The organism is Amycolatopsis acidicola, from assembly GCF_007713735.2.
GTDB lineage: Bacteria > Actinomycetota > Actinomycetes > Mycobacteriales > Pseudonocardiaceae > Amycolatopsis_E > Amycolatopsis_E acidicola.
The window spans coordinates 13,339-33,705 of record NZ_VMNW02000090.1 but is presented as its reverse complement, the minus strand read 5'-3'; the positions used below and the strand labels follow the sequence as shown (position 1 = coordinate 33,705).

Below are 20,367 nucleotides of genomic sequence, written 5' to 3'. Positions count from 1 at the left end.
CAGTCCGAAACCCAACACCGCGAAGCGTTCCCGCGATGGCTGCACACCTACAATCACCACCGCGGCCACACCGCGCTCGGCGGCCAACCACCCGCCAGCCGCGTCCCCAACCTCACGGGTCAGTACACCTAGCTCACCAGGGAACGGTCTTGCCGAAGCGGTCGAGGTACTCCAGGCCCGGCCTGCCGAGCTTCGACAGCAGCACGTCCGCGATCAGCGGGACGGTCTCGTCCATCGTGTAGGGCGCGTCCTCGCCGCCGAGGCCGGTGCGGATCCAGCCGGGCGCCATGAGCACGAGCGCGCGGCCGGTCTCGGCCTGCCGGGCGGCGAAGCTGCGCATGAACATGTTCAAGGCCGCCTTGCTGCCCCGGTAGACCTCGCGCATCCCTTGGGTGTTATTGGTGATGCTGCCCTGCCCGGAGGACATCGCCCCGATGAGGCCGTCCGGGGCGACCAGGTCTTCGAGCGCTTCGATCACGCGCAACGGGCTCAGGGCGTTCGTGACCATGACGTCGATGAAGTCGGCCGTCGAGACTTCGCCGATCGGCGTGTGCGGGTTGTTCGTGGTGCCCGCGTTGATGAACAGCAGATCCAGCCGTGGGAGGCATTCGTGCAGGGGCGCGAGCTGATCGGGTTCGTTGATGTCGAGCTGCTCGACCGAGACGCGCCCGCCGGAGCGATCCGCGAGGTCGTGCAGGAGTGTCCGGGCGCCGGTGTCCCGGACTGTGCCGATCACGTTCCACCCTCGGTCGAAGAACTCGGCCGCGAGCGCGTGGCCGAGGCCCCGCGAGGCCCCGACGATCAGCGCCGTCCTTGTTTCCGTTGATGCCATGCCCCGAGTCTTTCCCGGCCTCCGCTTCGGCGCACGTCTGGCGGGCCTCGACGTAGGATTGGCGTCGAGAAGGGAACCTCAATGACTGAATCCGCCACTGTGCAGGATGACGATGTGCGAATCATTCGCGCTCTCCAGATCGCCCCCCGTGCGTCGTTCGCCTCGATCGCCGCCGCGCTCGGTCTCACGGAAAGCGCCGTGAACCGCCGGTACCGCCGTCTGCGCGCCGACGGCATCATCCGCGTCGTCGGCGTCGCCAACCCGGGAGCGCTGGGACAGAGCCGGTGGATCGTGCGGCTGCGCTGCCGCCCCGGCAGCGTCGCGGCGATCGCGGATGCGCTCGCGAAACGCGATGACGTCATCTGGGTGGCGTTGGTGGCGGCGGGCTCCGAGGTCACCTGCGCGGTGCGGTCGTGGACCAACGAGCAGCGGGACGACCTGCTCGGCCGGAAGCTGCCGCGCACCGCGGCCGTGCTCGACATCAACGCGTCGGCGATGCTCCGCCAGTTCGTCGGCGGCCGCGGGCACTATTGGGCGGCGTTGCAGGGAACGCTTACCCCGCACCAGGAAGCGGCGCTGGGCGCGGAGGGGCACCCGTTCACGGAAGGCCCGGTCGTCTCCCGCGAACCGCTGGAACTCACGCTGACGGACGAGAAGCTGCTCGACGCCCTCGCCCGCGACGGCCGCGCCAGCCTCGTCGACCTCGCCGCCGCCGCGGATCTCACGCCGGGCCGCGTGTCACGTCGCCTGCAAACCCTGGTGGGGCAAGGCCTTCTGCACATCGACGTCGAGATCGCCGCGGCCGCGCTGGGCTATCGCGCGCGGGCGAACCTCTGGCTCCGCGTGCACCCGTCGGCGGTCAAGGACGTCGGGCGGACGCTCGCGCGGGAACCCGAGATCGGCTTCGCGACGGCCGTTTCCGGGCCCTGGAACCTGCACGCCGTCGCGCACTGCCGCGACTTCGACGAACTGTTCGAGTTCACCACGGACCGCGTCGGCTCGCTGGCCGGCCTGCAGAGCATGGAGATTTCGCCACTGCACCAGCAGATCAAGCAAGCAGGCACCCTCGTCTCCGGCGACCGCCTCGTCAGCTAGCGGCACGCACGGGCACGAACTCGCGCAGCAACCTGGCCAGCAGCTCCGGCTGGTCCTCGGGCACGAGCGTGTAGCTGTCCTCGACCTCGACCAGCCGCCCGTCCGGGAACAGCTCCGCCAGCCGGCGGCCGTGGTCCCGCGGCATGACCTTGTCCTCCTTCGCCCACACCACGAGTACCGGGCGCTCGAAGGACCGCATCCGCTCGGCCAGGTCGAGCAGCTCTTCCCGCGGTGGCACGGAAAGCCCGTACCGGCGGATGTCCCGCCTGATCTCCGCCGACTCCTTCGCCGGGCGGAACCACTGGTCCATCACCTCGTCCGGGACCGGGCGCTTGCTCATCCAGCCCCAGGCGCCCGCCCCGCGCCGGAAGGCCCGCAGGCCGGACAGCTTCATCGTCGCCGCGAGACCACCGGGCGTGCGGGCGGCGAGCGCGATCATCTTGCCCGGCAGCCCGGGCGGGTAGTTGTCGAAGGCCTCGCACGCCACCAGCACAAGCCTGCCGACCCGGTCCGCCTTGCCCTCCGACAGCAGCACCTGCCCGCCGCCCCAGTCGTTCAGCACCAGCGTCACGTCCGTGAGGTCCAGCGCCTCGAGGAACTCCCCGATCAGCAAAGCCAGGCCCCGCAAGGAAAGATCCGCGTCCGGGCGCATCGGGACGCGGTGCGCGCCGATCGGCCAGGTCGGCCGGATGACCCGGTACTCCCCCAGCTCCGGCACGACCTTGCGCCACACCGAACCGTCGATGGTCAGCCCGTGCAGGAGCACCAGGACCGGGCCGTCGCCGCCGCTGTCCTCGTAGCTGATGAGGCCCGCGGAAAGCTCGATCTCGGGCATGGCGCCCTCCCCACTTGATAGATCGCTCTAGCGTCAAAGTAACGTAGACTGCGGCGGTGAGCAACACCAAGGAACGCATCATGACGGCCAGCGCGGAACTCTTCCGGCGCCACGGTTACACCGGCACCGGCCTCAAGCAGATCGTCACCGAGGCGGGCGCGCCGTTCGGTTCGCTGTACCACTTCTTCCCCGGTGGCAAGGAACAGCTCGGCGCGGAGGTCATCCGGCATTCGGGGATGCTGTACGCGGCGCTGTTCGACATCTTCATCACGCCCGCGGACAACCCGGCGAGCGGGATCGAGGCCGCCTTCGCGGGCGCGGCGGTCACCCTGCGCGAGACGGACTACGCCGACGCCTGTCCCATCGCCACCGTGGCGCTGGAGGTGGCGAGCACCAGCGAACCCCTCCGTGAGGCGACGGCCGAGGTGTTCAACGCCTGGATCACCAAGGGGACGGACACTTTCGCGGCGCACGGACTGTCCGAAGAGGACGCCCGCAAGCTCGCGATCGCCGTTATCACCAGTCTGGAGGGCGCGTTCGTGCTCAGCCGCTCACTCCGCGACACCGAGCCGCTGGCCATCGCCGGGGAAACGGCCGTCGCCATGGCATGGCGGCTGATGAAGGGGTGATGTGGGTTTCCGGCGGAAAGGCCCGGAGAGACCGCCGCCGCGAAGGCACGACAGCTCACGAACCCGCGGTGTGGCCGCGCGGACGGCGGGCGCGCGGCCCCACGCTACGAAGTGCGTGCATGTTCAGCGCTCGCCACCACTAGGGAACCCACCGCAGCCGCACGGATAGCGACCAGCCCGCAAGGCACACGCATAGTCAGCCACACGCCATCGCCCGGAGAGACCGCGCCGCGAAGGCCGCGACAGCTCACGAACCCGTGATGCGCCCCAGGCGGACAGCCACACGCCACCGCCCGGAGAGACCGCCGCCGCGAAGGCACGACAGCTCACGGGCCCGTGATGTGCTCCGGCCGGACCGGCACCCTCGTCAGTGCCCGGCCCGTGGCCGCGCGGATGGCGGCGACGATCGCCGGGGTGGAGGAAATCGTCGGGGGTTCGCCTACCCCGCGCAAACCGTAGGGCGCGTGTGGATCGGCCAGTTCGAGCACATCGATGTCCATCGGGGGCATGTCGAGCACGGTCGGGATCAGGTAATCCGTGAACGACGGGTTGCGGATCCGCCCTTCCGCGGTCTGGATCTCCTCCATCACCGCGAGCCCGAGCCCCTGCGCCGAACCGCCCTGGATCTGGCCGAGCACGGCCTGCGGGTTCATCGCTTTGCCGACATCCTGCGCGCAGTCCAGCGAAACCACCTTGACCAGCCCGAGCTCGGTGTCCACGTCGACCACCGCCCGGTGCGCCGCGAACCCGTACTGCACGTGCGCGTTCCCCGCGCCCGTCTCCGGGTCGAGTGTTTCGGTGGGCCGGTGCCGCCATTCGACGGTCTCGTCCACCACGTCGTCACCCAGCACGTCTGCCAGATCCGCGACCACACCCTCCTTTGTGGACACCAGCTTCCCGCCGCTGAGGCTCAACTCCCCCGCCGCGCCCACCTGCTCGAACAACGCCGACCGCACCGCGAGGCACGCCGCCCGCACCGCACCGCCGGTCACGTACGTCTGCCGCGACGCCGACGAAGAGCCGGCATTCCCGATCGAGGTGTCCATGGGCAGGATCGTCACCTGCTCCACACCCAGCTCGGTGCGCACGATCTGCTGCAGCACCGTGACCAGCCCCTGCCCGACCTCACACGCGGCCGTCTGCACCGTCGCCGCCGCCTCGCCGCCGACCACCTGCAGCCGCACCCGCGCCGTCGAATAGTCGTCGAAACCCTCGGAGAAGCAGACGTTCTTGATCCCCACCGCGTAGCCGACACCACGCACGACCCCCTCGCCGTGCGTGGTGTTCGAGACCCCGCCGGGCAGCGTCCGCAGGTCCCGTTCTCCTTGCGGCAGCTCGGGAAGCGGCTTTTCCCGCACCCGCCGGAGCAACTCCGCGACCGGCGCGGCCGAGTCCACGACCTGCCCCGTCGGCATCACGGAACCCTCGCTCATCGCGTTGCGCAACCGCACTTCGACCGGGTCGAGCCCGCACGCCGCGGCGAGTCTGTCCATTTGCGACTCGTACGCGAACGCCGCCTGAACCGCGCCGAAACCCCGCATCGCGCCGCACGGCGGGTTGTTGGTGTACACGCCCCAGCAGTCGATCGACACGTTCGGCGCGTCGTACGGGCCGACGCCGAGCGTCGCGGCGTTCGCGACCACAGCCGGCGTGGAGGAGGCGTACGCGCCGCCGTCGAGGTAGATCCGCGCCTTGACATAGACGAGTTTCCCGTTCTTGTCGGCGCCGTGCTCGTAGTGCAGCGTCGCGGGATGGCGGTGCACGTGGCCGTAGAACGATTCCTCACGGTTGTAGACCATTTTCACCGGTTTGCCGGTGTGCAGCGCCAGCAGGCAGGCGTGGACCTGGATCGACAAATCCTCCCGGCCCCCGAACGCGCCGCCGACGCCGCCGAGCGTCAGCCGTACCTTCTCGGCGGGCAGCCCGAGCGCGGAGACGATCTGCTGCTGGTCGATGTGCAGCCATTGCGTGGCCACGAACAGGTCCACCCCGCCGTCCTCGGCCGGCACCGCGAGCCCCGACTCCGGGCCGAGAAACGCCTGGTCCTGCATCCCGACCTGATACGAACCCTCGACGACCACCTCGGCCTTCGCGGCCGGGTCACCGCGCCGGATCGGCACGTGCCGCACCACATTGCCGCCCGGATGCAACGCCGGGCCCTCGGCCGCGTGCTCGGCGTCGACGACCGGTTCCAGCTCCTCGTAGCTGACCTGGATGCGCTTCAACGCGCGCCGCGCCGTCTCCGGATGATCGGCGGCCACCAGCGCGACGGGCTCACCCTGGTACCGCACGACGTCCACGGCGAGCACCGGCTGATCCTGGTGCTCCAGCCCGTACCGGTTCACGCCGGGCACGTCCTCGTGCGTCAGCACGGCGTAAACCCCTTGCACGGCAAGGGCTTCCGTGATGTCGATGCCGGTGATCCTGGCGTACGGATGCGGGCTGCGCAGCGTGGCGCCCCACACCATGTCCTCGTGCCACAGGTCGGACGAGTAGGCGAACTCGCCCCGCACCTTCACGACGCCATCGGGCCTGCGCGGGCTGCTGCCGACGCCGCTCGCGGTGGTGGTCTGGTGTGCCGTCGTCATCGCAGCCTCCCGCTCGCCGCGCTCAGCTCGCGGGCCAGGGCCGACGCGTCGGCCGTACGCAGTTCTCCGTCCGCCACCACGGTTTCGCCCCCGACCATGACCAGCTTCAACGGCGGCGTGGCACCGAGCACGAGCGCCGCGACCGGGTCCTCGATGCCCGCGTAGTTCAGCCCGCGCAGGTCCCACACCGCGAGGTCGGCGAGTTTGCCCGGCTCCAGCGAGCCCAGCTCCCGCTCACGGCCGAGGCAACGCGCGCCACCCATCGTGCCCATCCACAGTGCCTCGCGGACGCCGAGCGCACGCGGCCCTCCCCGTTGGCGCGCCTGCAAAAGCGCCTGGTGCAGTTCTTCGCCGAGGCCACCGGACTCGTTCGACGCGGCCCCGTCCACGCCGAGCCCGACCGGCGCGCCGGCGTCCAGCAGATCGCGCACCGGAGCGATGCCGGTGCCGAGACGGCCGTTGGACGTCGGGCAGTGCGCCGAACCCGTGCGGGTGGCGCCGAACCGGCTGACCGCGGCCGGGGCGAGGTGCACGGTGTGCGCCATCCACACGTCTTCGCCGAGCCACCCGAGTTTGTCGGCGTACTCGGCCGGGGTGCAGCCGAACTCGGCGAGGCACTGCTCCTCCTCGTCGAGGGTCTCGGCGAGGTGAGTGTGCAGCCGGACTCCCTTGCGGCGCGCCAGTTCCGCGGCCCCGGCCATCAGCCGCTCGCTCACCGTGAACGGCGAACACGGGCCCGCCGCGATCCGGATGCGGGCGTCCGGCGACGGGTCGTGGTGGGTGTCGATGGCCTGTTCGGTGCCGAGCAGCGCGGCCTCGGTGTCCTCCACCAGGTTGTCCGGCGGCAGGCCGCCATCGGACTCGCCACGGTCCATCGAACCCCGCACGAGGTGCGCCCGGACGCCGATCCGCCGCGCCGCCTCGACGAGCGCGGCCACCTGATCCCCGCCCTCCCGGGGAAAGACGTAGTGGTGGTCGGCAACCGTGGTGCAACCGGTGAGCGCCAGCCGGGCCAAGCCCGCGCTCGCCGCCGCGTGCGTGATGTCCGTGTCCAGTTCGCGCCACACCGGGTACAGCGTCACAAGCCATTGGTAGAGCGTGGAATCCGCCGCCAGACCGCGCGTCGCCCACTGGTACAGGTGGTGGTGGGTGTTGATCAGCCCGGGCGTCACGAGGCAGCCGGAGCCGTCGAGGTGCACGTCGGCTTCGACGGGGCCGGCACCGACGGCGACGATGCGCCCGTCTTCGATCACCACGTGCCCGTCGCGGAATTCCGTGCCATCGGCGTCCACAGTGGACACCGCGGCGTGCTCGATCGCGGTCCTCATCGGCTCGCCGCCATCCGCACGGCGTCCAGGATCTTCTCGTACCCCGTGCAGCGGCACAGGTTGCCCGCGAGCGCCTCCCGGATCTCCTCGTCGCTGGGATCCGGCACGCGGTTCAGCAGGTCGTGGGCCGCCACGACCAGGCCAGGCGTGCAGAACCCGCACTGCACCGCGCCGGAGTCCACAAAGGACTGCTGCACCGGGTCGAGCCGGTCGCCGTCCGCGAGGCCCTCGACGGTGCGCACCGCGCGCCCTTCGGCCTGCCCGGCCGCGACCAGGCAGGCGCACACCGGCACGTCGTCGAGATACACCGTGCAGGAACCGCATTCGCCCTGCTCACAAGCGTTCTTCGAGCCCGGGAGGCCGAGCCGCTCACGCAGCACGTAGAGCAGGCTCTCGCCCTCCCACACGTCGTCGGCCTGTCGGGCCTCGCCGTTCACGGTGACGTTCAAGCGCATGCCTGGTCCCTTTCCAGCCGTTCCCGCCACGCCCAGCCCAGCGTCCGCCGGGCCAGCACGGACAGCGCGTGCTTGCGGTATTCCCCCGTGCCCCGCACGTCGTCGATCGGCTCCGCGGCCGCCGCGACCAGTTCGCCGAAGCGGCGCTTCAGCGAATCCGGCAGCGGGCTGCCCCACGGCAACTCCGCGGCGAGGAACTCCTCGGCCTCGGGCACCCGGCGCGGGGTGGGCGCGGCCGAACCGATCGCGGCCCGCACGGCGCCCGGTTCGACGGCGATCGCGAACGAACACACCGCGATCACCATCGCGTTGCGCGTGCCGACCTTCGCGAACTGCTGCGCGGAATCCGAAGCGGGCAGGTGCACGGCGGTGATCAGCTCGTCCTCGGCCAGTGCGTTGCGCTTCACGCCGACGTAGAACTCCTCGGCGGGGATCAGCCGCGTCCCCCGGACCGACCGCGCCTCCACCGTCGCACCGGCGACCAGCAGCACCGGATGCGTGTCCCCGGCGGGGGAAGCCGCGCCGAGGTTCCCGCCGACCGTGCCGCGGTTGCGGATCTGCGGGGACCCGACCGTCCGCGAAGCCATCGCCAGCGCCGGCAGCCTGTCCCCCAGCTCGCCGATCAGCCGCGTGTACGGCACCGTGGCACCGAGCCGCACGCATGAGTCCACAATGGACCATTCGGCGAGCTCGGCGACGCCGGTCAGGTCGAGCAGGGCGGGCGGGCGCCGGTGGTCGAAGTTCAGCTCGACCATCACGTCGGTGCCGCCCGCGATGGGCACCGCGCCGGGGCGCTCCGCCTTGGCGGCGAGCGCTTCGGCGAGGTTCTTGGGCCGGAGGAAGTCCACCGGGTCAGTAGACAGCCGCGCCCGCGGCCGCGGCAACGTGAGCGGACCATGAAACGAGCCCTGCTCAGGGCCCCTCGTTTGTACTTTCCGACGAACGAGGTAACTACTCTGTTGCGGGCACGTAGAACGCAGCCGTCCGCTGAGCCGCCGCCGTGGCCCTCTCATGCGTTTCGCCGAACGCCTCGTGCGCGGCGCCCCACGCGACGCTGCTCGCGCGCATGAAGTTCCGCGCCTCGTCCGATTCACCCCAGCCTGGCGTGTTGGACATCCCGGCGAGGTGGACCCCGAGTCCGTAGATCGTCAGATCCCAGCCGACCCCCACCGCGCCGGGGCCGAACTGCTCCCAGTTCGCCGGCTCGGCCAGCCCGGAATGCTCCAGCTCGAACAGCGTGCCGCCGTCGACCTTGCGCAGCCGGACTTCGACTTCGCTCGGCGGCGCGCCGCCGAACACCCAGGTCACGCGCAGCACCCTCGGCCGGTCACAGCGCAGGATCGTGCCGCCCGCGTTGTCCTCCAGCTGAAAGTGGCCGCCAAGACGGAGGTCCCCACTGACCGGCAGAAACCACTGCGCGACGCGGTCCGGTTCGGTGCAGGCGGCCCAGACGTCCTCGATCTCCGCCACGTAACCACGGCGCACCAGTACCGTGCCGCCGCCCACCTCCCGGCTGATGGCGTTGATCTCCTGCGCGATGTCCATGCGGTCCTCCTCCTTCGCGCGACTACGGAAATCCTCTCAGCCGCGACTAGTATCGGCAGGTCATGACGCTGGTGAGGACGCTGCTGGAGCTCCCCGAACTGCGCCTTCGGGTGCGCGCGGGTTCGGCGCTGCTCGGCCGCGAGGTCAGCCGGATCTACGTCACCGAGCTGCCCGACCCCAGCCGGTACGTCTCGGCGAACGAACTGGTGCTCACCGGCCTGCTCTGGTGGCAGCGCCCTGGCGACGCGGAGCTGTTCGTCGGCGCGCTCGCCAAGGCCGGGGTCGCGGCGCTGGCCGCTTCGGGCGCGGACACCGGCGGCATCCCCGACGACGTCGTCCAGGCATGTGCCCAGCACCGGATCCCCCTGCTCGAAGTACCCGCGGACCTCTCGTTCGCGATCATCACCGAGCGCGTGGTGCTGGCGCTGGCAGCGGGTCGCGGACGCGAACCGAGCGAAGCGCGCAAACGCTTGCTGGCCACCGCGGACGCCCCTCTTCCCGTGCTACTGCAGCAAGGAGCCGAGGAGCTGGGGGCGCCGTGCTGGGTGTTGTCGGGCACCGGCCGGGTGGTCGGCGGGACGGCGCCGGACCCGCCTCCGGTGGACTGGTTCCGGCCGCAGCGCGACCGCACGGTGCGCGAGGGATACACGCTGCTGCCCACCGGCGGCCGGTTCGCGGTGCCGTGGGTGCTGGCCGTGAAGACCACCGAAACGGATGACCTGGCCGACGAGCTGGCCGGGCTGGTGAGCCTGGCGCGGGCGAGGGCCGACCAGGTGCGCCGGATGGCCGACCGGTCGGCCGCGCCGTTGATCCACGCCCTGGCGAACGGCGGCGCGGCCCCGTTCACCGACCGGCACGAGCCGATGCGGGTGGTGCTGGCGCGCGCTTCGCCGTCGGGGCCGGAGCTGGCCGCGGAGCTGCTGGACGAGCTGCTCGCCGGCACGTCGTCTTCGCTGGGCGTGGTGGGCGAGGACGTGTACGCGGTCGTCGACGCGGACGAGTCCTGGCCGCTGGACTGGCCTTCGGCCTCCCGCACCGCATTGTCCACTGTGGACCAGTTTCTCGACGCCTCGCTGCTGATCGGCGTCGGTGGCCCGGCGACGGCCGCGGGCCTGCACGGCGCGGCGCAGGAAGCGCGGTACGCGGTCGAAGTGGCCGCGCGGCGGGGTGACCGGATCGGCGTGGTCGCGGGTGAGGACATCGCCGTGCACCGGCTGCTGGTCGCGGGCACCCCCGACGAGCTGCGCCGTTCCGTGCGGGCGCGGGTGCTCGGGCCGTTGGTCGACTACGACGCGGCGCAGGGCACGGACCTCGTGCGGACGGTGCGGGTGTACCTGGAGTGCTCGAGCTCCCCCACCGCGGCGGCGAAAGCGCTGCACGTCCACGTGAACACCTTGCGCTACCGGATAACCCGGGCCTCGGAACTGCTGGGGCTTGACCTCACGGACTTCACTACACAGGTGGACGTATACCTCGCATTACAGGCATAGGGAACCAAAGTCCGTGCCGCGGCGTCCGAGAGGTCGAGAACCCGGGAGGACACCGCATGTACCAGACCCCTGTGCCCGTTCCTGTCCGTCGCCGCTGGCCGGTGGTGGTCGCGCTCGCCGCCGGGCTCATCGTGGGCGGCGGCGGAGTCGGCCTCGGATGGGCCCTGAGCAGTTCGTCCCCGGACAACGCGGATGCGGCGCAGGCGTGTGAACTCGTCGCCCGCACGGACAGCCTCGATCCCAGCACCCAGCTGGCGAGCTACGACCGCTGGGGCGCGGCCATGCAGCTGGCCAGGGCCGCCGCCGACGCCGATCCGAAGTACAAGCCGCTGTCCGAAGCGCTGGACAAGCCGGCCCAGATCGTGGCGAGAACCTTCGAGGCTTCCGGCCCCCAGTACGAGGCCGCGATGGCCGCCGCACGCGCCGCCTGCGCGGGCATCTGAATCACCCGGCGCGGCGGGCGTAGGCATCCAGCCGCGCCCGCGACAACGGCAGCTCCGACTCCTCCAGAGCACCGCAATCCAAGCCACGGCAAAGGAAACCCGCCAGCGCCTGCGCCGTCGCCGGCTCGTCGAGCACCCCGCTTTCGGCAGCGGACGCGTAGTCGCGCAGCCGGGCCGCCGCTGCCGGCAGGCCGCCACGGAAGAACGCATACGTCGCGGCGAAGCGGGTCGGCAGCTGGTGCGGGTGCAGATCCCAGCCCTGGTAGAAACCGCGCTCCAGCGAGCGCCGCACGAGCCGTGAATGTTCACGCCACGCCTCGGGCACGGCGTCGCCGACGGGCAGCTTGTTCGTGGAGCCGTCGGACAGGCGCACCCCGGTCCCGGCGGCGCTGACCTGCATCAACGCCTTCGCGAAGTCGGCGGCGGGGTGGTCCATGCTCTGGTACTCCGCCGCGATGCCGAGGCCCGCGCTGTAGTCGTACGTCCCGTAGTGCAGGCCGCTGCACCGGCCGTCGGCGGCGGAGATGATGCGTGGCACCGCGACCGCGCCCTGGTGGTCCACAATGGACTGTGCGGTCTCCACCTGTACTTCGAACCGCAGGGCGCGCTCGGGCAGGTCGTACGCCTTTTCCAGCGCCGCCAGCACATCCGCGGCCACCGCCACCTGCTCGACCGCCGTCACCTTCGGCAGGGTCACCACGAACCCCGGCGGCAAGCGGCCTTCGAGCCCTTGCAGGAACAGGTCCAGCGTGCGGATCCCGCGTCGTCGCGTTGCCGCCTCGAAGCTCTTGAACCTGATCCCGACGAAAGGCGGAGCCTCCGACGACGCGAGCACGCGCCCGCATTCCAGCGCGGCCGCATCCTCAGCGTCGTCGCCGGGATTGCCGTAGCCGTCCTCGAAATCGATCCGGAGATCCTCGATCGGCTCGGCCACGAGCTTCCGCCGGACGCGTTCGGCGATGTCCGGGTCCAGCCCCAGCTCATCGCCGCGTTCGGCGAAGATCACGCGTGCCCGCTCGCCCCAGTCGGCGAGCAGGCCCGCGTGGTAGGCGTGCGCCGGCACGTACACGGTGTGCACGGGCTGACGCCCGGCAGGCTCTCCCGGGTACAGACCCGCGACCCGCGCGTCCACTTCGGACAGACGGGCGTCCGCGGCGGCGTAGGTCTCCGGGGAGAGCCTGCCAGCCATCAGCTGATGCGCTCGTAGGCCGACAGCGTCAGGAAGTCGGGGTACGCCTCGGCGAGCGCGACCTCCTCGAACAGCTCCACGGCCGGGGTGAGCAGGTCGGCCGGCACCTCGGCGTCGAGCTCCTTGCGCACGTCGTCGAGCACCGACCGCACGAGCTCGCGGGTGACCTTCTCGCCGTTGTCGAGCGTGATGCCGTTCTGCACCCACTGCCACACCTGCGAACGGGAGATCTCGGCGGTGGCCGCGTCCTCCATCAGGTTGTGGATGCCCGCCGCGCCGTTGCCGCCCAGCCAGGACGCGATGTACCGCACGCCCACGTCGACCGCGGCGCGCAGGCCGGCGGCGGTGGCCGAGCCCTCGGTGGCGGCGACGTCGAGCAGCTGCTCCGCGGTCACGTGCACGTCTTCGCGCTTGCGGTCGAGCTGGTTCGGCTTGTCGCCGAGCACCTTGTCGAACTCCTCGCGGCACAGGTCGACCATGCCCGGGTGCGCGACCCACGAACCGTCGAAGCCGTCGCCGGCCTCGCGGGCCTTGTCGGCGTGCACCTTCTTCGAGGCGTTCTCGTTGACCTCGGGGTCCTTGCTCGGGATGAACGCCGCCATCCCGCCGATCGCGAACGCGCCGCGCTTGTGGCAGGTGCGCACGAGCAGTTCGGTGTACGCGCGCATGAACGGCGCCGTCATGGTGACGCTGTTGCGGTCCGGCAGCACGAACTTCTCACCGGCGTCGCGGAAGTACTTGATGATGCTGAACAGGTAGTCCCACCGGCCGGCGTTGAGGCCCGAAGCGTGCTCGCGCAGTTCGTAGAGGATCTCCTCCATCTCGAACGCGGCCGGGATGGTCTCGATCAGCACCGTGGCGCGGATCGTGCCGTGCTCGATGCCCAGCTCCTTCTCCGCGTGCGTGAAGACGTCGTTCCACAGCCGGGCTTCCAGGTGGCTTTCCATCTTCGGCAGGTAGAAGTACGGGCCCGCGCCGTTCGCGAGCAGGGCGCGCACGTTGTGGAAGAAGTACAGCCCGAAGTCGACCAGCGCGCCGACCGCCTTGCGGCCGCCGAAGGTCAGGTTGCGCTCGTCGAGGTGCCAGCCGCGCGGGCGGACCACGATGGTGGCCAGCTCCGCGTCCTTCTTCAGCTCGTAGTGCTTGCCGTTACTGTCGAGCGTGATGTCGCCCCGGATCGCGTCACGGAGGTTCACCTGGCCGCCGACCACGTTCCTCCAGTGCGGGGTGTTCGCGTCCTCGAAGTCGGCCAGCCAGACCTTGGCGCCCGAGTTGAGCGCGTTGATGGTCATCTTGCGGTCGGTGGGACCGGTGATCTCCACGCGGCGGTCGCGCAGCGCGGCCGGTGCCTCGGCCACCTGCCACTCACTCTCGCGGATCTCCCGGGTCTCCGCCAGGAAATCCAGCTTGCCGGTGCGCTTGGCCTCCTCGCGGCGCTTGCCGCGGGCGGCGAGCAGCTCGTCACGGCGGGCGGCGAAGTTGTCGTGCAGCCCGGCCAGGAACTCCAGCGCCTCCGTGGTCAGGATCTCCTCGCCTCGCTCGACCGACCCGCCGAGCACCTGGGCTTCAGACATGCGGCAACACTCTCCTAGACAGACTTACAGTTTTTACATCTCGGACTATAGTTTCTGCATAGCGGAAGCTCAATGTGAGGAGGCGCGGTGGCGGAGGAGAAGGCGGCCCGTGACGGGAGCGTGCAGTCGCTGCGGCGGGCATTCGAGCTGCTGGAGCGCCTGGCCGACACGGGTGGGGAGGCCAGCCTGTCGGAGCTGGCGGCGTCCTCGGGGCTGCCGATGCCGACGATCCACCGGCTGATCCGCACCCTGGTGGCGCTGGGGTACGTGCGGCAGAACACCAACCGCCGGTACGCGCTGGGCGCGCGGCTGATCCGGCTGGGCGAGAACGCGAGCATGCAGTTCGGCACGTGGGCGCGGCCGCTGCTGGCGGAGCTGGTGGACGAGGTCGGCGAGACGGCGAACCTCGCGGTGCTGGAACGCGACGAGGTCGTGTATGTGGCACAGGTGCCGTCGAAACACTCGATGCGGATGTTCACCGAGGTCGGGCGCCGCGTGCTGCCGCACGGGACGGGGGTCGGGAAAGCGATCCTGTCGCAGCTGCCCGCCGACGACGCCCGCGCGCTGCTGTCTCGCACCGGGATGCCGTCGTACACCGAGCACACGTTCACCGACCCGGATGCCCTGCTGTCCCACCTGGAGACGATCGCCGCGCTGGGGTACGCGGTCGACGAAAGCGAGCAGGAGCTGGGGGTGCGGTGCGTCGCCGTGCCGCTGACCGGCACGCCCGCGCCCGCGGCCGTTTCGGTTTCAGGCCCGGAGGGCCGGCTGACGAAGGACGCGGTCTCGCGGATCGCGCCCGCGGTCCAGCGCGTGGCGGCGACGTTGTCGGCGCATCTGGCCAGCGACGATTTGAGCGCTTAGGACATCGGCTTGTCGTCGACCTGGATCTTGTAGTTGAAGCGCGTGCCGTTGACCTCCGTGATCACGCCGCTGAGCCCCACCCGCGTCTTGTCGGTGCCGACGAGGACGCAGCGGAAACTCTCGCCGACCTTCGCCGCGATCGGGTCCGGGCAGTCGACCTGCGCGGGCCGCTGCCCGAACTGCCGCTGAAGCGAGTCGCCGATCCCCTGCTCCAGCTCGCTGCGCTTGATCTGCGGGGTGGTCCCGGCGTGCATGGTGCAGCCGGTGAGCACCAGCGCGGTGAGCGCCAGGAAAAGATTGCGGCACAAAGGTTTTCCTCCTAGGGGGTGTCCTCAAAGCCTGGTCGATGGGGTTGGTGATCCAGGTGGTTCCTGGCGGTGCCGGGGGTTCGCCCTCGTACCGGGTTGTACTCGGGTGAATCACCGGTGCCCGCCAGGGGCCGCCTGGGCGCCAAGAGCGCGAATGAGGCTTTGAGGACGCCCCCTAAGCCCAGGCCGCCGCGGGAACGCGGTCGAGGATGTCGCACCGCAGATCGAGCGCGGGGATGAGTTCTTCGGGATCGCGGTGATCGCCTATCCGGTCGAGCGCGTCGAGGTGATCACCGCGCAGGATGAACCCCCGGAACGGACGCGGATCGCGCAGCAGGAACTCCGTCAGCGCCGGACTCAGGAAGGCGGCGGCGAACGCCGCGTTGTCCGACTTGACGTCGAACCTCTCGTCGAACTCCGGATGCCCGATGCGGATCTCGCCCCAGAGCGCGTTGTTGATCGCGCTCACGACCGTGGCCGACCTGACCACGCTCAGGCTGGGGCGCACCGCGGGCGTGCGGACTCCGATCCAGTGCAGCCAAAAGTTGTCGGCGTCGTAGTGGGTGTCGAGCTTCGCCGCGACGAACGGGCGCCCCCGGTGCACCCCGGTGATGACGTTGTCCGCGCGCCCGGACCGGGGCGGACCGACAAGCGGCTGGAACGGGTTCCGGTGGAAGCTGTCCTCGACCTGCCGGCTCCACAACCGCGCCACCGAATCGTCCCGCTTCGTGAACTCCCACCCCAGCCGGGGCAGGGCCTCGCGCATGCGCCCGAGGATGACGTTCTCTTCCTTGCGGAACCGCCGGTCGACCAGGACGTACAACCACACGAGGCCGGCCCCGAGCAGGATCGTGCCAGCGACCGCGATCGCGATGACGGCGACGGGACTCATCGGCCGGGCTCGTCGTCGAAGACGTTGAACTCCCGGAAGAAGTCGTCCTCGTAGACCGGCTGGGCGGTCTCCTCGCGCGGAACCGGGGCCGCGGCGGCAGGAGGCTGATCGCCGAACAGGCGCCGGTCGGAGTCGAGCACCTTGTCGAGGAGCTCCGAGTCCCCGAGCCCATCGCGCACGACCTCGGCTTGGCGCCTCGCGGCATCCGCTTGGGCTGCCGCGATCGTCCGCGTCACCACCCCGCCCAACTCCGACGGCTCGATGCCGCGAGTCTGTTCGGCGAAGCTGATTTCCCTGATCTCCCCGCCCGGCCCGGCAACGACCGTCACGGCCCTGTCCGACGACATCGCCCGCCCCGTCACCGTTTTCAGCCGGCCGGCCATCTGCTGGTACGCGTCGCCGGTACGCCGGTTGTCGGCCGCCGCGGAGTCGATCGCCTCGATGCGTCGCAGCAACTGGCTCGCGTACTCGCTCATTCGGCCTCCTCCGGCTGGATCGTGGTGAGGAACTGCTGGAAGTCCCCGATCACGCCGGGATACTGCTCGGCCAGCGAGCTCAGCACGATCTGCAGGACGGCATACCGTTCCGGGTTCTTGGTGTCCCGGATCCCGAGAAAGACCTGAAGCTGCACCAACTGCTCCGGCCGGTCGTTCAACCGCAACGTCATCCGGACGGCCTGGGTGAGGCCGGGCCTGCCCTCGGATTCCTTGCGCTTCCCCAGTTGTACGTCCGGGGCGCCGCGGCGCAGCCGTTCCACCGCGTCGTCGGCGAGGCGAGTCAGCGGCACGTTCGCGTCATGCAACTGCCCGGCGATGGTGATGTTGGGCGTGAACCCCTTCGAACCGGGCGGGCGGATCGCGACGAAAGCGGCTTCGCCCGCGTTGACCTCGTCCGGATCCACCGACCGCCAGCCTTCGGGCAGCGAGAACTTGATCGGCACCGGGATGGCGGTGACCACGTCATCTCCTTTCGTCAGAAGCCGAGGAAGTCGGTGACAGCGTCGGCGGCGTTCTCGATGCCGTGGCCGACATCGGTGGCGAAATCACTCACGTCATCGGCGACATCGTGGACGGTATCGATGACCTCCTGCGGGTCGATGGCGATGTCGAACCCGACCGAGCCGCCGATGCCCAGGCTGACGCCGAGCGAAGCGCTGAGGTGGAACTTCCCGTCGTCGCCCATGCCGACCTGGCCGCTGGCTTCGGCGCCGATACCGGCCTGGGCGGAAGCATGCACACCCGCGTTGACACCGGCGACCTCGGCACTGGCCTGCCCCTCGACCTTCGCCCCGGCGAACGCCCCCACGCTGCCTTGGAGCCCGGTCACTCCGAGGTTGCCGTGGGCGCCGGCCTCCGCGCCGACCATCGCGTCGGCCGAACCCGAGGCGCCGGCGTGGTCACCGAGTTTGACCTCTCCTTCGGCACTGCCCTTGGCGAGGTAGGCCTCGGCGTTCGCCTCCGCGTTGACGGCCATGGAGCTGACCGTGACGCCCGCCGACGCACCGGCTCCCAGCACCGATCCCTCGACATGGCCCGATCCCGACCAGGGACCGGATTCGAACTCGCCATCGGCACTGCCGCCCAGCAGATCGACACCTGCCGAAGCCTCGTAAGTCCGCTCGCCGAGGTCGAACCCGAGCGCTTCGAGGGTGTCGCCGATCGTGTCGTGGAGCATCCCGTCCGATTCGTCGGTCAGGCCCCAGTGGCCGTGATAACCCCGGCCGCGGCCACCATCCTCCTCATCGCGATCGGTCCCGAACTGGTACTCCTTGCCGATCTCCTTCGTGAACACCCCCTGCCCGTCCGGCTTCATGCCGAACGCCTGCGCCACGGAATCCCCAACGGAGGAGAGGCGGGCGCGGGCGTTGTCGAGGACGTCCTGCGCCTCCTGCGCCAACTCCTCGCCGGGGTCCTGGAAGGGCGTGAAAAGGCGTTCCGCGGCCGAAGCCTGGGACATCCGCTCGTAGTACTGGCCGAGAGCGGCACGCGAAACCGCCTGGGCGGCGGTGTACATCTGGATCGCGCGCTGGGCTTCGGCCTGGGCCCAGACGAGGGTGCCGCCGTAGTCGGCGAGCGCCTGGCCGCCCTGGCTGAGCAGGTCGGCGGCGTCGAACCAGTTCGACGGCTCCTCGCTGAACGTCTCGCGGAAGGCGTCCGCGGCGTCGCCGGTCCACTGGCCGGGATCCACATCCGCCAGCGCGTCACCGACTTCGCCGAGCTTCGCGATGTTGGCGGCGATCGCGCGGAGGTCCTCGGTGATCTTTTCCGGCTCGCCGGGGATCAGCTCCCTGGGGTCGGTCGTCTCCCCCAGCCCGGCCATCAGTAGTCCCGCCCGTCGTCGGGGTTCAGCGTGTCGCCGATGTCCTGCTGCGGGAACAGCTCTCGCGACCGCCGCGGGCTCATGATCCCGGACTGCTCACCGGCACGGTCCCGCAACGGACCCGCCCAGCCGCCACCGACCATCCCGGTCTCGCCGATCGCCGCGCCGATACCGGACAGCGACGAGCCTCCCTCGTCATCCGCCGCGACATAGGAAACGGCCGCCTGCTTCAGGTTTTCCGCATGCGCGTCCGCCGCCGCCTGCAGTTTTTCGACCTGCCCGCGCAAGTCCTCCACGAACCGCGCCCAGCCCTGCTGGACACCGGCGTGGCCGTAATCACCACCCGGCCCGCGCCACTCCAGGCCGGCCGCCTGGCCGACGACGTCGGTGATGGCGTTGCCGGCCTGGCGCAGTTCTTCCGGAACCGCGCCGAAACCCCCGGACATACTTCTCCCCCAAGACAACCCTGAGTCCGCACACAGTGATCGTGTGCGGACTCAGGGTGCCGAATCCTCGCGGCGACCGAGTGAGGTTTCGCGGGAGCTCACCCGATCGGGTCAACCCAGCAGGGCGTCCACGAACGCGCCCGGCTCGAAGGGGGCCAGGTCGTCCGGGCCCTCGCCGAGACCGACGAGCTTCACCGGCACGCCGAGCTCCCGCTGCACCTGGAAGACGATGCCGCCCTTGGCCGTGCCGTCGAGTTTGGTCAGCACGATCCCGGTGACGTCGACGACCTCCCGGAACACCCGCGCCTGCGCGAGGCCGTTCTGCCCGGTGGTGGCGTCCAGCACCAGCAGCACCTCGTCGACCTTCGCCTGCTTCTCCACCACGCGCTTGACCTTGCCGAGCTCGTCCATCAGCCCGGTCTTGGTGTGCAGCCGCCCCGCGGTGTCGATCAGCACCGCGTCCACGCCGGACTCGGTGCCCCGCTTCACGGCGTCGAACGCGACCGCCGCCGGGTCAGCGCCTTCCTTGCCCCGCACGACTTCCGCGCCGACCCGCTCGGCCCAGGTCTGCAGCTGATCGGCCGCCGCCGCGCGGAACGTGTCCGCCGCGCCGAGGACGACCTGGCTGCCCTGTGCCACGAGCACACGGGCGAGTTTGCCGGTGGTGGTGGTCTTTCCCGTGCCGTTGACGCCCGCGACCAGCACGACCGCCGGCTGCTTCCGGCCGTCGACGGTGTGCGGCAGCGCGCGCACGGAACGCTCGCCTTCGGTCTGCAGCGCGCCGGTCAGCACCTCGTGCAGCAGCACCCTCGCGTCTTCCGGCGACCGCACCGCGCGGGCGCTGACCTCGGAGCGGAGCTTCTCGACGATCTCCGTGGTGGTCGCGGCGCCGAGATCCGCCACCAGCAACGTGTCCTCGATGTCCTGCCACGAATCCTCGTCGAGATCGCCCGCGCCGAGCAGGCCCAGCAGGCTCTGCCCGAACACCGAGCGGGACTTCGACAGCCGGCCGCGCAACCGCTCGAGCCGTCCCGCCGCGGGCTCCGGCGCCTCGACTTCGGGCTCCGGCTCAGCGGGAGCGGGAACGGGAGGAGCGGCTTCTTCCTCGGGCAGGCCGACGTCGACGATGCCGCGGCGAGGCGCGTCACGCGGGACGGAGGCGTCGTCCCCGACGCCCGGCTGCCCGTCGACCTCGGTGCGTTCTTCGACCGGATGTTTCGGAGGCGCCTGCTCGCCACCAGGCGCGAGCGCGATCCCGCCGCCCGCCTGGTAGCCACCGCCTCTCGGCTTGGCCTCACCCTCGGGCTGCTCGGGCCCGCGCAGGCTGACCCGCCGCCGCCGCGCCACGGTCAGGCCGGTGACGAGCGTGATCGCCAGCAGTACGACGACTACCAGGATGATCCAGAACCAGAGGTTTTGTGCCACGTCGTCATCCTCGCATCCGGGGCCTGACCGGGCCGAACGCCCCGGCTATCCGGTACGGGGAACTCGATTCGGACAAGAAGTCACGGGATGTCTTGCGTGCACGTGGAAAA

The 20,367-nt window shown here is 70.5% G+C and carries 21 protein-coding genes and 1 pseudogene; 6 read left to right on the top strand and 16 right to left on the bottom strand.

Going from position 1 to position 20,367, the window contains the following annotated elements; all coding sequences use genetic code 11:
* Positions 1–132, top strand: a pseudogene (locus FPZ12_RS37350) (integrase core domain-containing protein); the annotation flags it as partial.
* A 1-nt stretch (position 133) separates the two neighbouring features.
* On the opposite strand, the gene FPZ12_RS37345 reads toward FPZ12_RS37350, so the two are convergent.
* Entirely contained in the window at positions 134–832 is a 699-nt protein-coding gene (locus FPZ12_RS37345; RefSeq protein ID WP_144753636.1) for an SDR family NAD(P)-dependent oxidoreductase, read from the bottom strand.
* A gap of 114 nt (positions 833–946) precedes the next feature.
* Here FPZ12_RS37345 and FPZ12_RS37340 point away from each other — a divergent pair, with 114 nt between their 5' ends.
* Positions 947–1,927: an Lrp/AsnC family transcriptional regulator gene (locus tag FPZ12_RS37340; RefSeq protein ID WP_243770233.1), complete on the top strand. Its 981-nt coding sequence runs from the start codon at positions 947–949 to the stop codon at positions 1,925–1,927.
* On the opposite strand, the gene FPZ12_RS37335 is transcribed toward FPZ12_RS37340, so the two are convergent.
* On the bottom strand, positions 1,920–2,762 hold the full coding sequence (locus FPZ12_RS37335; RefSeq protein WP_144753630.1) for an alpha/beta fold hydrolase: 843 nt from the start codon (positions 2,760–2,762) through the stop codon (positions 1,920–1,922). The two genes, FPZ12_RS37340 and FPZ12_RS37335, sit on opposite strands and share 8 nt — an antisense overlap.
* A 56-nt stretch (positions 2,763–2,818) precedes the next feature.
* Here FPZ12_RS37335 and FPZ12_RS37330 point away from each other — a divergent pair, with 56 nt between their 5' ends.
* Positions 2,819–3,391 carry a TetR/AcrR family transcriptional regulator gene (locus FPZ12_RS37330; protein ID WP_481726124.1) on the top strand — a complete coding sequence of 191 codons (573 nt, stop codon included), beginning with the start codon at positions 2,819–2,821 and terminating at the stop codon, positions 3,389–3,391.
* A 326-nt stretch (positions 3,392–3,717) separates the two neighbouring features.
* Here the strand turns inward: FPZ12_RS37330 and pucD are convergent, their stop codons facing one another.
* The 5 genes from pucD to FPZ12_RS37305 all read right to left on the bottom strand — a co-directional run bounded on the left by pucD (position 3,718) and on the right by FPZ12_RS37305 (position 9,307).
* On the bottom strand, positions 3,718–5,979 hold the full coding sequence (pucD, locus tag FPZ12_RS37325) for a xanthine dehydrogenase subunit D (RefSeq protein WP_144753627.1): 2,262 nt from the start codon (positions 5,977–5,979) through the stop codon (positions 3,718–3,720).
* Complete coding sequence (locus tag FPZ12_RS37320) at positions 5,976–7,307, bottom strand: 8-oxoguanine deaminase (RefSeq protein WP_144753625.1); 1,332 nt, start codon at positions 7,305–7,307, stop codon at positions 5,976–5,978. Before FPZ12_RS37320 ends, pucD begins: the two co-directional genes overlap by 4 nt.
* Complete coding sequence (locus tag FPZ12_RS37315) at positions 7,304–7,762, bottom strand: (2Fe-2S)-binding protein (RefSeq protein ID WP_144753622.1); 459 nt, start codon at positions 7,760–7,762, stop codon at positions 7,304–7,306. The genes FPZ12_RS37320 and FPZ12_RS37315 overlap by 4 nt, the downstream gene beginning before the upstream one ends.
* Entirely contained in the window at positions 7,753–8,610 is an 858-nt protein-coding gene (locus FPZ12_RS37310) for an FAD binding domain-containing protein (protein ID WP_144753619.1), read from the bottom strand. Before FPZ12_RS37310 ends, FPZ12_RS37315 begins: the two co-directional genes overlap by 10 nt.
* Before the next feature lie 103 nt (positions 8,611–8,713).
* Complete coding sequence (locus FPZ12_RS37305) at positions 8,714–9,307, bottom strand: SRPBCC family protein (RefSeq protein WP_144753616.1); 594 nt, start codon at positions 9,305–9,307, stop codon at positions 8,714–8,716.
* A gap of 62 nt (positions 9,308–9,369) precedes the next feature.
* On the opposite strand from FPZ12_RS37305, the gene FPZ12_RS37300 reads away from it, so the two are divergent.
* Positions 9,370–10,797, top strand: coding sequence for a PucR family transcriptional regulator (locus FPZ12_RS37300; RefSeq protein WP_144753613.1), 1,428 nt, complete (start codon positions 9,370–9,372; stop codon positions 10,795–10,797).
* Positions 10,798–10,853: 56 nt separating this feature from the next.
* Positions 10,854–11,240, top strand: a complete 387-nt coding sequence (locus FPZ12_RS37295) for a hypothetical protein (RefSeq protein WP_144753610.1) — start codon at positions 10,854–10,856, stop codon at positions 11,238–11,240.
* A 1-nt stretch (position 11,241) separates the two neighbouring features.
* On the opposite strand, the gene FPZ12_RS37290 is transcribed toward FPZ12_RS37295, so the two are convergent.
* Together FPZ12_RS37290 and aceB are read right to left on the bottom strand one after the other, a co-directional pair.
* Positions 11,242–12,429: a DUF6986 family protein gene (locus tag FPZ12_RS37290; protein WP_243770232.1), complete on the bottom strand. Its 1,188-nt coding sequence runs from the start codon at positions 12,427–12,429 to the stop codon at positions 11,242–11,244.
* A complete protein-coding gene (gene aceB / locus FPZ12_RS37285) occupies positions 12,429–14,003 on the bottom strand; it encodes a malate synthase A (protein ID WP_144753607.1) in 1,575 nt (524 codons plus the stop codon). Before aceB ends, FPZ12_RS37290 begins: the two co-directional genes overlap by 1 nt.
* Positions 14,004–14,090: 87 nt before the next feature.
* Here aceB and FPZ12_RS37280 point away from each other — a divergent pair, with 87 nt between their 5' ends.
* Positions 14,091–14,867, top strand: a complete 777-nt coding sequence (locus FPZ12_RS37280; protein ID WP_144753604.1) for an IclR family transcriptional regulator — start codon at positions 14,091–14,093, stop codon at positions 14,865–14,867.
* Here the strand turns inward: FPZ12_RS37280 and FPZ12_RS37275 are convergent.
* From FPZ12_RS37275 to ftsY, 7 genes are all read right to left on the bottom strand, one after another.
* On the bottom strand, positions 14,864–15,175 hold the full coding sequence (locus FPZ12_RS37275) for a DUF4333 domain-containing protein (protein ID WP_144753601.1): 312 nt from the start codon (positions 15,173–15,175) through the stop codon (positions 14,864–14,866). The two genes, FPZ12_RS37280 and FPZ12_RS37275, sit on opposite strands and share 4 nt — an antisense overlap.
* 175 nt (positions 15,176–15,350) lie before the next feature.
* Complete coding sequence (locus FPZ12_RS37270) at positions 15,351–16,067, bottom strand: hypothetical protein (protein ID WP_144753599.1); 717 nt, start codon at positions 16,065–16,067, stop codon at positions 15,351–15,353.
* Positions 16,064–16,543, bottom strand: a complete 480-nt coding sequence (locus FPZ12_RS37265; protein WP_144753597.1) for a YbaB/EbfC family nucleoid-associated protein — start codon at positions 16,541–16,543, stop codon at positions 16,064–16,066. Before FPZ12_RS37265 ends, FPZ12_RS37270 begins: the two co-directional genes overlap by 4 nt.
* A complete protein-coding gene (locus FPZ12_RS37260; protein ID WP_144753595.1) occupies positions 16,540–17,025 on the bottom strand; it encodes a regulatory protein RecX in 486 nt (161 codons plus the stop codon). Before FPZ12_RS37260 ends, FPZ12_RS37265 begins: the two co-directional genes overlap by 4 nt.
* A 14-nt stretch (positions 17,026–17,039) precedes the next feature.
* Positions 17,040–18,386, bottom strand: a complete 1,347-nt coding sequence (locus tag FPZ12_RS37255) for a putative T7SS-secreted protein (RefSeq protein ID WP_144753593.1) — start codon at positions 18,384–18,386, stop codon at positions 17,040–17,042.
* On the bottom strand, positions 18,386–18,832 hold the full coding sequence (locus FPZ12_RS37250) for a WXG100 family type VII secretion target (RefSeq protein WP_144753591.1): 447 nt from the start codon (positions 18,830–18,832) through the stop codon (positions 18,386–18,388). Before FPZ12_RS37250 ends, FPZ12_RS37255 begins: the two co-directional genes overlap by 1 nt.
* A 111-nt stretch (positions 18,833–18,943) precedes the next feature.
* Positions 18,944–20,257, bottom strand: a complete 1,314-nt coding sequence (ftsY, locus tag FPZ12_RS37245) for a signal recognition particle-docking protein FtsY (protein ID WP_144753589.1) — start codon at positions 20,255–20,257, stop codon at positions 18,944–18,946.
* Between the last annotated feature and the right edge of the window lie 110 nt (positions 20,258–20,367).

Coding starts and splice junctions, on each gene's coding strand:
- FPZ12_RS37345 (WP_144753636.1), bottom strand. CDS start 832: ATGGCATCAACGGAAACAAGGACGGCGCTGATCGTCGGGGCCTCGCGG.
- FPZ12_RS37335 (WP_144753630.1), bottom strand. CDS start 2,762: ATGCCCGAGATCGAGCTTTCCGCGGGCCTCATCAGCTACGAGGACAGC.
- pucD (WP_144753627.1), bottom strand. CDS start 5,979: ATGACGACGGCACACCAGACCACCACCGCGAGCGGCGTCGGCAGCAGC.
- FPZ12_RS37320 (WP_144753625.1), bottom strand. CDS start 7,307: ATGAGGACCGCGATCGAGCACGCCGCGGTGTCCACTGTGGACGCCGAT.
- FPZ12_RS37315 (WP_144753622.1), bottom strand. CDS start 7,762: ATGCGCTTGAACGTCACCGTGAACGGCGAGGCCCGACAGGCCGACGAC.
- FPZ12_RS37305 (WP_144753616.1), bottom strand. CDS start 9,307: ATGGACATCGCGCAGGAGATCAACGCCATCAGCCGGGAGGTGGGCGGC.
- FPZ12_RS37300 (WP_144753613.1), top strand. CDS start 9,370: ATGACGCTGGTGAGGACGCTGCTGGAGCTCCCCGAACTGCGCCTTCGG.
- FPZ12_RS37295 (WP_144753610.1), top strand. CDS start 10,854: ATGTACCAGACCCCTGTGCCCGTTCCTGTCCGTCGCCGCTGGCCGGTG.
- FPZ12_RS37290 (WP_243770232.1), bottom strand. CDS start 12,429: ATGGCTGGCAGGCTCTCCCCGGAGACCTACGCCGCCGCGGACGCCCGT.
- aceB (WP_144753607.1), bottom strand. CDS start 14,003: ATGTCTGAAGCCCAGGTGCTCGGCGGGTCGGTCGAGCGAGGCGAGGAG.
- FPZ12_RS37270 (WP_144753599.1), bottom strand. CDS start 16,067: ATGAGTCCCGTCGCCGTCATCGCGATCGCGGTCGCTGGCACGATCCTG.
- FPZ12_RS37265 (WP_144753597.1), bottom strand. CDS start 16,543: ATGAGCGAGTACGCGAGCCAGTTGCTGCGACGCATCGAGGCGATCGAC.
- FPZ12_RS37255 (WP_144753593.1), bottom strand. CDS start 18,386: ATGGCCGGGCTGGGGGAGACGACCGACCCCAGGGAGCTGATCCCCGGC.
- FPZ12_RS37250 (WP_144753591.1), bottom strand. CDS start 18,832: ATGTCCGGGGGTTTCGGCGCGGTTCCGGAAGAACTGCGCCAGGCCGGC.